Genomic DNA, 13,911 nt, shown 5'->3' on the forward strand with positions numbered 1-13,911 from the left:
GTGCTCATCCAAAACACGGCATTTGTCAGATTGAAAGTGTTAGAGACATGTCTCTATAGCTAGCGGGGTAACACAACGACGGTGTCCAATAGATCGATGCCCATCAATTGAATGATGGCATGGACTAAGGGGCCAGATTGCTGGTTGGTAAAGCCATGGCGATTGAAGCTAAATAGTGCGATCGCAGCCAACACCCCAACCAAATCAGTCCTGAGTTTTTTATCAGTTTCTAACTGCTGCAAAGATTGAACCAACCTATTATTAGCAAACCTATAGCGTTTCAACTGCTCTGCATCTATAGGTAAGAGACTCTGGCAGTTTGGCATCTCTAAGCCGACCAAATTTACAGCATATGATATCCTTCGGGCTGGAATTAGTGCCCCCAGTCTGAGCCAAGCCTGATACAGTCCTAATTCATCAGAAACAGCGCAGCCAAACAGATGATGAAACACAATCAATAAAAGCTGGGTCGATGACAACATATTTATAGATGGTTCAGCCCTACGTCGCTCTAACCAGATTGTTGTATCTTCATCAAGGTACTGATTTACCACCCCCATGGCTTCATCACTAAGTTGGATGAAATGCTCATATAAAGAGTAATTCATAAAAGTTGATCGATGCCTCTGTAATTTAGACAACACCCAGACCTAATTCCACGTGATAGCGTCTCCTTAAGGTTGTTCAGGATAACGCAGTTTGTTACCATCTTTAACTAGAAGCCCCTGCCACAGGTATCTGTCTAGCAGTTCCCATAACGCTCTGGATTGGGCCTCAATTATATCTTCTCGCGCGATAATCAATCCTGATTTTGGCAGCCCAGGAATTTTCAACTCAGTCATGATTCGGACCGTATAGTGTTCTGGATCATTGAGTAAAATCCAGATACTCGTCATGGGTATGTGTTGAAAATCCAAAATTGCGCATTGGCGTAGATCCGTCTTTCCATCAGGACTAAATTCACGCGTATACTCAACACTGACATTCCAATAATTTTCTTTTAGCGTTATTTGTCGTGAGCCAATACCAAATAATCCCTTTTGAATTCGCTTAGTGATTCGAAAGTTAGGTCCACAATGAGCTTGTGCAAATTGTGTTAAAGTTGCCGATGCTTGTTGTAGTAATTCTTCCATTTTGATTTGCTTCAGTCATGCTGTACCTTGACCATGTCATGGAGGAGGCTGATAGGAAGAAGGTAAAGGCTGCTTCAATTCGAAGAAGTTGGCATAGTAGTAAACATCAGCAACGCTGAGAATGTCTTCCATCTTCAGGTTTGTTAACTGGTTAGCCACTTGAGCAGCCGATATTTGATTAACGTTAGGTGTATTGTTCATCATGGATTGGACCTGAATCAATAAGATTGAGACTTCTTGGTTCCTACAGAGAAAAGTCCTTCGAGTCTCTTTATTTACTTATCAAGTGAAGTATTAGCTTTTTTGCAATAACTCCAAATATTTTTTTTGAGCGACCTGTTGCATAATTTTGGTGATTACCCCTGATAGGTTCTTTAGAGGCTACGAACCATCGTTCCTTGAAAGAGCGATAATGCTTGATGAACAAACCACAGAAACACATTCAAACCCTAATCGATGAGGCGTGTCGTCATCCAGTGGGCAGCAGCATCCGCCAAAAGCGGCTGACACAGATTGTGCGGCTGATTTCAGACCAGCTCTGGAAAGAAAACGTTTCCTATTATCAAGATGCGTTACAAAAGACCTGGATCTACTTTTGTAACAATCTGTGTGAAGCAAAAACAGGGCGTGTCTACGATCCACAAAGAGCAAGCGTTGTCACTTGGTTAAATGCATATCTGAAACGTCGTTTGCAAGATGAGGCCATTGATCGTGCAGACAAAGACAATATAACGGCTAAACCGCAACCAAATTTGGCAGGAGAAGCTGGGGTGTCGATTGACCCGATTGATCGTTTGCCAGCTAAACCCGATATTCCCCCAATGCTTAAAGAGGTAATGCAGTGGGCTGAGACAGCACCGCAGCTGCAGCAGATTCATATTACAGGGCATCCCAATATTACTGGTCGCTTGCTAATTCTCAAACGCTTGCCTCCTGAAATTCCATGGAAAGTTCTGGCAGCGGAGTTGGATGTCTCAATTGGGACACTGGCTAGCTTTTATCAGCGTCAGTGTATGCCTCTTTTACGAGAATTTGGACGAGAACAGGGTTATCTATAGCGATCGCAAACATCAAATAAGCAGTGTGACAAAAAACAGGGACCATCATGAGTAAGCCGTTAGACCAAATTTATGCAGCAGCCGTGCCATTACCGATTCCACATGAGGCTCGCCAGACGGCAGAGCAATTTGCAGCTAATCAATCCTCGCCGGAAAAAGCCAGACAGGTATATCGCAATACGCTAGCGGTCTGGGTGATGAATGATTATTTCCATATGTTAGGTATCGCCACCGATTTGGCCAGTAGTGATAGCTGGAATCCGGCAGTGCAGCTGATGGCCGATGTCGCCGATCTGGTGCTCCCAAGCTTAGGACGATTAGAGTGCCGCCCTGTCTTAGCCAATGCCACAGTCTGTGATATCCCCCCTGAAATATGGACATTACGGGTGGGCTATAGTGTCGTGGCGCTGAGTGAAGACTTACAAACGGCTCGAATATTAGGTTTCATTTCTACTGTCACCGATGAAACTTTGGTCCTACAACAGCTCAGCCCGCCAGAAGCACTGATCGATCATCTCCATGCTCTACGACAACCCCAAGCCGTTCCTGAGACGGTTCAACAGACAGCACAACCAGTAGCCACATTGAGCCAGTGGTTCGATAACATTGTTAACACTGGCTGGGTTGATGCGGGTTGGCAAACGATTGAGGACTTACTCGCTACAGCTACCCTGACGCCCCAGTTTAGCATGAGAAGCAAGGCGCTTAATACGCTGACTGATGGGCCTGATGCGGGATTACGCAAGGGGAAACTGATCAATCTGTCGTTACGGTTGGGGTCTGAGCAGGTTTTACTACTGATCCGTTTACAATCTCAAGCCATCGACCAGATTCATATTGGTGTCCAGGTTTATCCAGTTAACCGCCCCTATTTACCCGCCAACTTAGAATTGCTGATCTTAGACGAGTCAGGCGAAGTGTTTATGCAAGCCCAGGCGCGGCAGGCAGATAATTACATTCAGCTACAGTTTAGTGGGACGCCAGGAGAACCTTTTACGACTCAGACTAAATTGGAAAACATATGTCACGCAGAACAATTTGTTGTCTAGGGCGGGTGCATGAAAAAGCGCGTTACCTTAAAACTGAATGATGGCAGTTTGGAAACAGGCTTCTTGGTCACTCTACAAATTGGTGACGAGGGCGCAATCCCCACGAGTGAAATTTTGGGTCGTTTGCCAGCTGCGGCAGAACTGCGGTCACTTTATCTGCGCTGGCAGGCTGCCTATCGGCAATTAGGCGGTCTCCATACCTTGCGACTGGGTGCGAGTCCGGATGCGTTTCCCACTAATGTGTCCTATACGGAGGACTGTCAGCATCTCGCCGATGAACTACAACAGGTTTTCAATCAGTGGTTACAGTCAGAATCATTTCGTCCGGTACAGGATAAACTGCTGGAGCGATTGAACTCAGACGATCCGATCCGACTGATTGTGCAAGCCCAGCAGGATGTAGTGCAGCGTCTGCCCTGGCATTTATGGAATATTTGCGATCGCTACCCCAAACTAGAAATTGCCCTCAGTGCCCCCATCTATGAAAAAAAGTCACCTGCTATTGTCAGTCGCCGCGCTCGGGTTCGCATTTTGGCCGTTTTAGGCGATAGTCAGGGCCTCGATATTGAAACAGATTTAGCCTTGCTCAATCATCTCCCTAATGCAGAGATCTACTGCTTGACAGAGCCTGACCGACAAACCCTAGACACCTATCTCTGGGATACCCAAGGCTGGGATATTTTATTTTTTGCTGGCCATAGTTCAACCCAGGTGAACCTAGATCAGATAAATCAAAACATCTTAACTGGGCATTTACACATAAACCCAACAGAAGTCATTACGATTCCCCAGCTCAAACATGCATTACAAAGTGCCTTAACACGGGGCTTACAGATCGCCATTTTTAACTCGTGTGATGGTTTGGGGTTGGCGAAAGCTCTCGCCGATTTACAAATCCCTCAAATTCTCGTGATGCAGGAAGTTGTTCCGGACTCGGTGGCCCACGCGTTTCTAAAAGCATTTTTAGAAGCCTTTGCTCGGGGAGACTATTTTTATCTAGCGGTGCGAGAAGCCCGAGAGAAATTACAAGGGTTAGAGAACAAGTATCCCTGCGCATCCTGGCTACCGACCATCTATCAAAACCCGGCGAATACGCCCCCTGTGTGGAATGATTTTTTGCATCAGTCATCACCGCCGTTGCCAACGCCCCCTATCCTGATGCTACTCACCCATGCCGTGCTTACCATCGCGGTTATCGGTCTGCGCTACATGGGACTCTTTCAGGGGTTGGAGTTAAAAGCCTTTGATAGATTTATACGCATGCGGAGCAAGGAATTGCCTGACTCTCGCCTGGTAGTAGTAACTATTACAGAAGAAGACATTGTGGATCAAAAGGATGAAAATCCCCGTGGCTCCCTATCAGATCAAGCCTTATTAGATAGTCTAAAACAATTAGAGAAAATGAAACCACGGGTGATTGGCTTAGATATCTATCGAGACTTTTCCGTTCTGCCCAATCAGCCTGAATTAGCCGAACGGCTGATTACTAATGAAAAATTTATAGCAGTTTGCAAGGGGCGTGACTCTGAATCTGACAGTCCTGGGATTGCGCCGCCGCCTGAGGTGCCCGAAGACAGGGTTGGCTTTAGCGACCTTATTTCTGATGCAGATGGTGTCCTGCGTCGACAGCTGTTGGCCATGACACCAGAGCCCTCGTCTCCTTGTTTGGCCTCCTATAGTTTGGGAGCAAAATTGGCCTTAAATTATCTTTCAGAAGAAGACGTGATCATTCAGGCCTCACCTGAAGGTTATTTACAAATGGGCGATGTTATTTTTAAGCCCATAGAAACTAATATAGGGGGCTATCGCGGTATCGAAGCCTGGGGGCATCAGCTGTTGCTAAACTACCGTCGGTTAGACAGCCCTGAGCAAATTGCTAACGATATTACCCTCACCGCTCTCAGAACAGGACAGGTCAGTCCAGATGCCATTCGCGATCGCATCGTCCTTATTGGCACCACCGCCGATAGCTCTGGCGATCATTGGATCACTCCCTACAGCCCCAGCCCCAGAGTGGAGCATCAAACCAGCGGAGTGTTTATTCAAGCTCAAATGACCAGTCACCTCATCAGTGCGGTTTTAGATAACCGTCCACTGCTGAAAACTTGGCCAGAATGGGGCGAAACTCTTTGGATCTTAGCGTGGGGCGGATCGAGTAGCCTGATAATCGCTCTTAGTGGACTAAAGAGGCAGAGAAATCATAGTCTCAGCCATTGGCTACTCATCCTACTAGGAACAGAATTAGGCCTATGGGGTATCTGCGGAGTGTTGCTAGTAAAGGCGCACTATTGGGTGCCTTGGGTTCCTCCGGCCATCCTATTATTGATCATTGCTGGCAGCGTCCCTATCTCTGAATATTTGATATTATCTCGACCAAAATCAAAAGCTAAGGAGGTCTCATGAAGTCACATCAAGCAATTTCTTGTCTGCTGGGTAGTTTATGCCTACTCTCTCAACTGCCCATCACTAGAGTTCAAGCTGAACTGGTTGACTGGACTACACAACCAGATTCGCCAGCTCTGGATGGTTTGGACGTCGCCGCTGCAAATCCTATCGGAGAAATCGCTTACAACTACAATGCTCCTATCCTGGCCGACCGAGGAACTCCCCTTGGACGTCGCGGCGCTGGTAGTAGAAGTGGAAGCCTAGAAGATGACAGCAACCTAGAAAATATTTGTATGTCGCGGAGTGGTCCGTCGCCCCTAATCGCCCTGGTGCCATCGACCCAAGAGAGCAGGAGTAGTGAGACCCCAGGCAGGGTCTCTCCCAAAAACTTTGAATCGGTCCTGAGTTTGACCACCCAGTCAAAACCCACCTTTTGGTTTTACTTGCCTGCTCGGCCAGATGATATTCCTCTAGAATTTGTTCTGCAGATTGAACATGAAAATCAAACAGACGAGACGGTTTATCAAACTCAGCTATCCGGTAATCACAGTGCGGGGATTATGCGGTTAACTTTACCTGAGGATGCACCGACGCTACAGTTGAATACCCGCTATCGGTGGTTCTTTTCTGTCGGATGTGATTCAGGGCCAGTGAATGTTTCTGGTTCGATAGATCTAGTTTCCTTAGATCCAGCTTTACAGCTATCCCTGGCTGAAGCGACGCCACGCGAGCAGGTGGCGATCTACGCTAGCAATGGTCTTTGGCAAGACGCTATCACCTTATTGGGAGAACTCTATCGGGCAGATTCGGACAATATAAGCCGTGCTAACGATTGGTACAGCCTACTAGAGTCAGTCGGTCTGGAGGATATTGCCCAGCAGCCCCTCATCGATTGTTGTACACCCTAAGATGACACCTCCGGCATTTAAACATTAACCATTATTTCTTCAATAAATAGTTTACGAGAGGAAAAAGCAGCGTTAGCATGATACAAATCTAAATAACTCCGAAAAATTACTGAATAAGGATAGGGTTTGGCTTATCTGGGATGCGTCTAATTGCTTGAACCGAGGATACGGAACGATATCAAGAAAGCATGATCAGACACCTAAGCGCGCTTACTACCATCGTTACCGGGCTATGGTTCACTCCCTCAGCCTTGGGGCAGACTCCATTGCCTATCGTGCTATCTGCTCAGCCATCTCCCCCAGAGCAGGTGCTGCGGGTCGGTACCAAGGAGCTGCCTCCGTTTGTTTCTATTCAACCCTCCACTCGCCCCTATGGCTATAGCGCCGATCTATGGCAGGCGATCGCTGGCGATCTAAATATTCAGACAGAATGGGTTACCTATCCATCGGTCAGTGATCTGCTAACCGGTGTGCAAACTGGCGAGGTGGATGTGGCCATTGCTGGTATTTCGATCACGGCTCAGCGAGAAGCCCAGGGGTTAGATTTTTCCTATCCTTTCTACCAGTCCGGCCTGCAGCTGATGGTACCCAAGTCAGATAGTACCGTCACCACCTTGGCCAGCGGCCTGCTGCAGTGGCGTCACCTACGCCCTATTTTTCTGATCTTTGCTAGCAGTACCCTGGTCGGCGGCCTGATCTGGCTAGTGGAACGCAACCATAACGAGCACTTTTCAGGTAACCCCATTGAGGGAGTTAGCCAAGGTATTTGGTTTGCCATTGTGACCCTAGGCACATTTGGCTACGGGGATGTGACTCCCACAAAATTTACAGGTCGCCTGATTGCTACGTTATGGATGGGGTTGAGCTTCTTTATTGTGGCGGACTTTATTGCCTCACTTACGGTGCATCAGCTGAGCGAAAGCACGGTGGATTTGCAAACGCTCAGTGGTGAATCGGTGGGTGCGATCGCAGATACCACCGGAGCCATATTTCTCCAAAGCCAGCCGGTACAGCTGGTCACCTATCCTGATTTTGAAACGGCAGTTAGCGCCTTAGAAACTGGCAAAATTCAAGGCTTAATTCAAGACGCTCCGGCTTTACAGCACTTTATCAACCTCAATCCCGATGCCTTTGAGTTAGCGGGGCATCTACTCACCCATGAGGGCTATGGTATTGCCGTGCGAGAGCGCGATACGGAGCTGCTAGAGGCTATCGACCAGCAGATTTTGGAATACCAGCAGCAGGGCTTTTTGCAACAGCTACATCGCAAATGGTTTAACGAACCAGCCATCGAGGCCACGGCTGGGTAGGCCGTCCCATTCCCTGTAATGTGCACCAGGTACAGCAAAAGGTTATTAACGCGATGTTGAACTATCGACATAGGTGTCGTCGTTACCAAATTGTCATGATTGGTCTTTCGACGATGCTCCTGGCAGGCTGCTTTACCCAGCCTAAGCAGCACACCCTCTCCCATGGGACACCAGCAGGTGGCTATGAGCAAATTAGCCAAGAAATTATCCGGGCCGGTGGCAGTGATATGACCGTGGTGGGTCAAAATTCAGACGGATCGAGCCAAAATTTACAGCGTCTGCAAACTGGGCAGGTGGACTTTGCCCTGACCCAGTTAGATGTGGCTAGTGAGGCCATGAAAGCTGGGCGGATTCAAGCCGTTGCTACGTTGGCAGAAGAGTTCATCTACATTATTGTCCGCAATGACTCACCGGTTCAAACACTGACAGACTTAGCCAGTCGGCGCGTTGCCATTGGTGCTACGGGCAGTGGTATTCACTACACATCGCTTCAGTTATTTTCATCGGCACAGATTCCCATTATCTCTGTGCCTATTGGTCCTAAACTGGCCTTTCAACAGTTAAATAAAGGCGCAATCGATGCCCTCATTTATGTCGGCCCCCACCGCAGTGGTTTTTTACAGGCAGAGCTAGGACAGGGGGCTGTGCTGCGGATTGTGCCCATTGACCAAAAGCTGATTAACTATCTGGTTTTGCGGGCACCCGAGTCCTATCAAGCGGCGCAGATTTCCTCGGGGATTCAGCGCATTAGTCCCCCAGTGCCCGCTCAGGATATTCCTACACTGGCGACGGCTACGGCCCTGGTCACCCGCCCGGAGATGGATAGCGGTACGGTGGCGCTGTTGATGTGGGCACTCCTCTCTAATGCTCGGCAGTTTAGTTTATTCTATCCGGAACTGGCGGCGGGCAATGCCGAAGCCCTGTTAACGCGGGGACTGGTTTATTTGCATCCTGGCACAGTACAGGCCCTGACCTATGGCGATCCCCGTGCTGCCTGGTCCCGCTATATTCAGCAGAATAAGCCGCTACAAACGGCCATGATCATGCTGACCATTACGACCAGTGTGAGTTACTTTGTCCGACGGATGCGCCAGCGTAAGAGTAAGGCGGTTGTCCAGGGGGTGCGGCGCAGCGTGGTGGAGTTGCGATCGCAGCTTCACACTGACCCCAACCGGGTTGCGAATAATCTTGAAGACATCCGCCAGCAGCAGCGGCTGCGACTGATCGATGACGAAATCTCTAAAGATATCTATGACCAGCTAGAACAAACGCTGCAGCCCCTGGCCGAGCAGTGTCGTACGCTGATCCATAGCCAGCGACAGGAGGCGATCCACACCACATTTGCCATGCTGGATGACTGGCAAATGCAGTTACGGGTTAATCCCCATCAGGCTTTGGAGGAAATGGGAGACATTGACAACAATACCCGCGAAATGCTTTTGCAAAATCGCATTGATTTGCAGACTTACTTGCAAATCAAAAATGTTGTCTGGCAGTCTCACCGAGACTATCAGGCGACACATAGTACGACTAATGGCAGTCAGCTATAAAGAATAATTAGCATTAATTATCTGGTTGCAGACACATAGGGACACAATGGGGGCTTATATCAGTCAATACAAAAGTTTACGGTATGGATTCGGATAAATGCGCATATTTTCCATTGCTTTGCCCTATTAACTAGTAGGACCTCGCATCTACGACAGCTAATACCCCCGCATGGGTGATGAAATCTCCGGTTATTGCTGAGTTAAGGGATAAACCAATCTGTGAAATGTATTGCTAACCAATAGTTGGCAATAGCTAGCAGATGGAGTTGTACCGGGGATCGGCAACGCCCAAGTTTTTATCCCCCAGTTTTGAAAATCGTAAGAGGACCATGACTAGTCAAAGCGCCCCTTTAAATCGACTTAATTGTCCATCGTCGACGTCGTCTGATATTGCCCCAGCCGCAGCCGATAGGCTAGAGGGTTATATCCTGAGTAACTGGCTCGATGGCATCTTGATTTTGACTCAGGATGGCCACTGTATAGAAAGCAATCGTCTGGGTAGGGAGATTTGCGATCGCATCGACCCGGACACTCTGGACAATCAGCAAATCCCCTCCGAAATTTGGACAGCCTGTCAGATCCTCATAGAGAGCCGGAGAGACTTTCCCAAACATCTAGTCACGGCTGAGTCAGAGTTGCGACTCAAACCGTCCCACGAGCATTTTCGAATTCGAGCTAGATGGTTTAATACGGGTCAGAAGGCCGATCCCCACATTTTGGTTATCTTGGAAAACCAAAAGCACGCTAAACAAAATCTAGCGGTCACAGAGGCCATCAGGTATAGCCTAAGCCCTCGCGAAGCAGATGTTTGGACACTACATCGCATTGGGTATACGTATCAAGAAATCGCAGCAGAGCTGCACATCGCCCTTAACACCGTGAAAAAGCATATGAAAAACACCTATGCTAAACAGCACCTGGTCTCCATAGCAAGAAATATTTACCTAGAAAACCTTGCCAGCTAAAAGCGTGACCAGCTTGTTCAAATCCACAGGAACAGATGCATATATTCATCCGATACAGAATGTTTTGCACCTGTTGCCTGGCTTTTTATACACCAATACTTAATAGGTATCAAAAAGTACCCCAGTGGGTACTGGCACAACAGACTAAAAGAGAATCATCATATAACTAAGCAATCGTCACCAAGAGACAGGATGCAGCAGCAAAACTCCTGATTTTGCCCTACCAATGAGAAAAACGCTCTTCTCTTAACCATCAGGTTTTATCCATTCAAAACACAAGGAAACAAACACAATGGCTGTACTTAAACTTATAAAAGCTAAGACGGGTCCAAATTTCCCGACCAACACAACAGCAGATTTTCGGTTTGATGATTATTCCATGGCAGTCATGACATTTCCTCAGGTCGATACCTGGAAGGATTTCCCAGCTAACACAAGCTTAAACTTTAGTTCAGCCGGAAATTTAGAACTCTTTATAGACGGGGAACTAGAAGACACATGTCCTAGTGCTATTACTACATCGCCGAAAACTGGAGAACGTACTCTTTCTTGTGGATATGGCATATACACTGTGCAATTTACTGTCACATAATCCTTAAGGTATACAGCTGCAATAGAATATATTTTATTGCAGCTGTTCTGCTCGTGAATCTGAAGCAGATATCGAACATAGTTTTTAGTAACAATTACCGTTAGACATCCGTATTGAATCTGTTTTTATATCAGGGTAATTGTAAGTAGATGACCGAAAGTAAACATCTCTAACGCCGCTGGTTTCGACTCCCTCAACCAGCTAATCTTGAGAATTATGAGGGCTGAGCGAAGTCGAAACCCAGATTGATGAACAGTATTAGTAATTAGTTACTTAGTATTGTCAAAAGCAACTTCATAGCTCTGCATAACATGTATCCTTATGGAGGAAATATGTTAGAACGCTGAGGCATATCTTTGTTGAATAAGCAATCTGTGTTTGGGGTCTGGATCGTCATCAAAATTATCGGCTGTTATTTGCTAACGCCTGAGGTAGCTTGGAGTCAGGTTATTCCCGATGGCACAACTCCGACTCCAGCTCCAGGCTCATGTCTGCAAAGCTGTACGGTTGAGGGGGGGGCAACTGACCTGACGAACTCAAATCTTTTTCACAGCTTTGAGCAACTGTCAGTGCCTACAGATGGACTAGTCATCTTCGAACATAGTCCAACTATTCGTAATATTTTCGCCAGGGTGACTGGCGACAGTAGCTCCATCATTGATGGACTGATTCGCACTAACAGTACCAATAATAATGCCAACCTTTTTCTCATTAACCCCAATGGTATCTCCTTTGGCCCCAGAGGTGCTTTGGATATTGGTGGCTCTTTTATTGCTACGACAGCGAATGCTATTCAGTTTGGTGACCAAGGATCCTTCAGTACTGACGACACCAATAGCGATCCTGCACTATTGACCGTTAGCCCATCCGCCTTTCTTTTTACTCAGAATACAGCTCAACCCATCGTCAATCAATCCATTGCTCCTGACCCTGCTAGACCTGTTAGAACTGCTGGATTGAAAGTTCCAGAAGGTAGAAGCTTAATACTATTGGGGGGCAATGTAATTTTAGAACGCGATCCCAACAATCCTGATAGAAGACTTCCTGTACAAGCTCCTGGTGGAAAAATTGAGCTAGGAGGAGTTAGAGGTCTAGGTATCGTAGGACTAGATATTAATGGCGAGAATCTGAGTTTAAGCTACAGTGACGGTGCATTGTTAGCAGATATTATTATCAATGATGCCAGATTAGAGGTATCCAGTCGTTCTGGTAATGAGGCTGGAGATATTAGCATCAATGCCGATTCTCTCTCTCTCAATACGAGTGTTCTATCTAGTAGAACCCGTGGATCAAAAAACGCTGGCAATATATTCATACGAGCCGAGAGGGCTGTAAATGTAGAAGTTGGCACAATCTCTAGTGTTTCTTCTGGTTCTGGAACAGGTGGGGATATAGAAATTATTGCAGAAGATATTATTCTAGCCAATACATCTAATTTGTCAGCCAATACCCGTGGGGCGGGTAATGCTGGAAGAATTTCCTTGAATGCAGAGACTATTTCGCTTAGTACAGACAGTCGTCTTATTAGTGATGCCGATTCATTCACGGAGGCAGTCGGTAATGTTGGCGAAATTCAGATTCAAACTAATATACTTTCGCTTAATGATGGATCAAGAATCTCTATTCTTACCTCAGGAGAGGCAGTGGATATAGAATCCTCAGGGACTCTGAGTATTCAAGCCCAAGAGTCTGTTTCTTTGACAAGTGGAAGTTCTATTTCAAGCGAAACTTTTGGACAGGCAAACGCTAGCGATATAGAAATTATCACACCAGCATTGTTCATCAACGACAGTATTATCTCAGCGGCTGTGAATGAAGAAGGACGACCTGATTCGGATGCTACGGGGCGAGGCGGCATCGTTGACATTAGAACGCAGAGTCTGTCTCTGGAAAATAATGCTCAACTGACATCCAGCACGTCTGGAGAAGGAGATGCTGGTGCCATTTTGGTTGAAGACGCTGCCTCGGTTTCCCTCTCCAATAGTCTAATTTCCACGGAAACAAGTGCAGCGGGTGCTGGTGGCGATATTAACATCGGCACTGAACAACTTACCGCAGATGCAGGAGCCCAAATCTCTGCGACGGCTACTGCCACAGCTTCGGCATCCACGCGAAGCGGCAATGTCACGGTAGATGCTGCCCGCATTAACCTATCAGATGAAAACACGGGGCTCCTAGCAGAAACCCAAGGAGAGGCAGCAGCAGGCTCTGTTGCTCTGGGTACTCAAGATAGTGGGGATACGCTAACCATTAATTTTCAAGCAGGAGCTGAGATCTCTGCCGAGACTAGCGGTAACGGTGATGGAGGGCAAATACGGGTCATCGCTCCTGAAGCAGTAACTTTCAGGGGAGACGGCAGCTTATCCACTCGCTCTACAGGGCCAGGTCTGGCAGGCGATGTCTCTATTCAAACCAATGGGCAATTCCGCGTACAAGATGGTGCAAGCGTCGAGGTCAGTGGCGAAAGTACTGGTGACAGTGGCACCCTAGGAGTCATAGCAGGAACCGCTGTCCTTAATGATGGCCAGTTGCTCGCTTCCACCCAGGCGGGCGAAGGTGGCAACATTAGTCTACGGGTAGACAATGCTCTGGTGCTCAGAGAAGACAGCCTAGTCTCAGCAGAAGCATTCAATGATGCCAACGGTGGCAACGTCGATATCTCCACACCCTTTATTATTGCTCTTTTCCCAGAGGCAGGCAGTAATGGCAACGATATTCAAGCCAGCGCTGTAGACGGTGACGGTGGACGCATTACCATCCAGGCCAATACCCTATTTAATATTGCAGAGAACCTCGCCATTGATGGCAATATGACCAATGATCTGGATGCGAGTTCCGGAACAGGCATTGACGGTGTGGTCATCATCGAAACCCTAGAAGTCGATCCGGATGAGGGCACGGTTAGATTGCCCAGTGGTCTTGCCGATCCTGAAATCAGCCAGGGCTGTCAGGCAGGGGGGG

At 47.5% G+C, this 13,911-nt stretch carries 12 protein-coding genes; 9 read left to right on the plus strand and 3 right to left on the minus strand.

All coding sequences use genetic code 11. The features are described 5' to 3' along the window. Positions 1–59 precede the first annotated feature (59 nt). The 3 genes from IQ260_RS16725 to IQ260_RS16735 all read right to left on the minus strand — a co-directional run bounded on the left by IQ260_RS16725 (position 60) and on the right by IQ260_RS16735 (position 1,337). Positions 60–608 (minus strand): hypothetical protein, encoded by a 549-nt coding sequence (locus IQ260_RS16725; RefSeq protein ID WP_193994250.1) that lies wholly within the window; start codon positions 606–608, stop codon positions 60–62. Between the two features lie 66 nt (positions 609–674). Next, the gene (locus IQ260_RS16730) at positions 675–1,133 is read right to left on the minus strand and encodes a hypothetical protein (RefSeq protein ID WP_193994251.1); all 459 of its coding nucleotides are present in this window, start codon (positions 1,131–1,133) and stop codon (positions 675–677) included. Positions 1,134–1,169: 36 nt separating this feature from the next. Next, positions 1,170–1,337, minus strand: coding sequence for a hypothetical protein (locus tag IQ260_RS16735; protein ID WP_193994252.1), 168 nt, complete (start codon positions 1,335–1,337; stop codon positions 1,170–1,172). Positions 1,338–1,552: 215 nt separating this feature from the next. Between IQ260_RS16735 and IQ260_RS16740 the strand changes: the two genes are divergently transcribed. The 9 genes from IQ260_RS16740 to IQ260_RS16780 form a co-directional block, all read left to right on the plus strand. Then, entirely contained in the window at positions 1,553–2,191 is a 639-nt protein-coding gene (locus IQ260_RS16740) for a sigma-70 family RNA polymerase sigma factor (protein WP_193994253.1), read from the plus strand. A gap of 47 nt (positions 2,192–2,238) precedes the next feature. Continuing rightward, the gene (locus tag IQ260_RS16745) at positions 2,239–3,240 is read left to right on the plus strand and encodes a DUF1822 family protein (protein WP_193994254.1); all 1,002 of its coding nucleotides are present in this window, start codon (positions 2,239–2,241) and stop codon (positions 3,238–3,240) included. 9 nt (positions 3,241–3,249) lie between these two features. Continuing rightward, positions 3,250–5,643, plus strand: coding sequence for a CHASE2 domain-containing protein (locus IQ260_RS16750; protein ID WP_193994255.1), 2,394 nt, complete (start codon positions 3,250–3,252; stop codon positions 5,641–5,643). Continuing rightward, positions 5,640–6,533 carry a DUF928 domain-containing protein gene (locus IQ260_RS16755; protein WP_193994256.1) on the plus strand — a complete coding sequence of 298 codons (894 nt, stop codon included), beginning with the start codon at positions 5,640–5,642 and terminating at the stop codon, positions 6,531–6,533. Before IQ260_RS16750 ends, IQ260_RS16755 begins: the two co-directional genes overlap by 4 nt. A 188-nt stretch (positions 6,534–6,721) precedes the next feature. Then, positions 6,722–7,843 (plus strand): transporter substrate-binding domain-containing protein, encoded by a 1,122-nt coding sequence (locus IQ260_RS16760; protein ID WP_193994257.1) that lies wholly within the window; start codon positions 6,722–6,724, stop codon positions 7,841–7,843. A 53-nt stretch (positions 7,844–7,896) separates the two neighbouring features. Further along, entirely contained in the window at positions 7,897–9,393 is a 1,497-nt protein-coding gene (locus IQ260_RS16765) for a TAXI family TRAP transporter solute-binding subunit (RefSeq protein ID WP_193994258.1), read from the plus strand. Between the two features lie 329 nt (positions 9,394–9,722). Further along, a complete protein-coding gene (locus IQ260_RS16770) occupies positions 9,723–10,358 on the plus strand; it encodes a helix-turn-helix transcriptional regulator (protein WP_193994259.1) in 636 nt (211 codons plus the stop codon). A 292-nt stretch (positions 10,359–10,650) separates the two neighbouring features. Further along, positions 10,651–10,950, plus strand: a complete 300-nt coding sequence (locus tag IQ260_RS16775; protein WP_193994260.1) for a hypothetical protein — start codon at positions 10,651–10,653, stop codon at positions 10,948–10,950. 359 nt (positions 10,951–11,309) lie between these two features. After that, the coding region (locus IQ260_RS16780) for a two-partner secretion domain-containing protein (RefSeq protein WP_193994261.1) at positions 11,310–13,911 on the plus strand (2,602 nt) is incomplete at its 3' end.

Origin of the sequence: Leptolyngbya cf. ectocarpi LEGE 11479, from assembly GCF_015207065.1 — a bacterium.
GTDB lineage: Bacteria > Cyanobacteriota > Cyanobacteriia > Phormidesmidales > Phormidesmidaceae > Leptothoe > Leptothoe ectocarpi.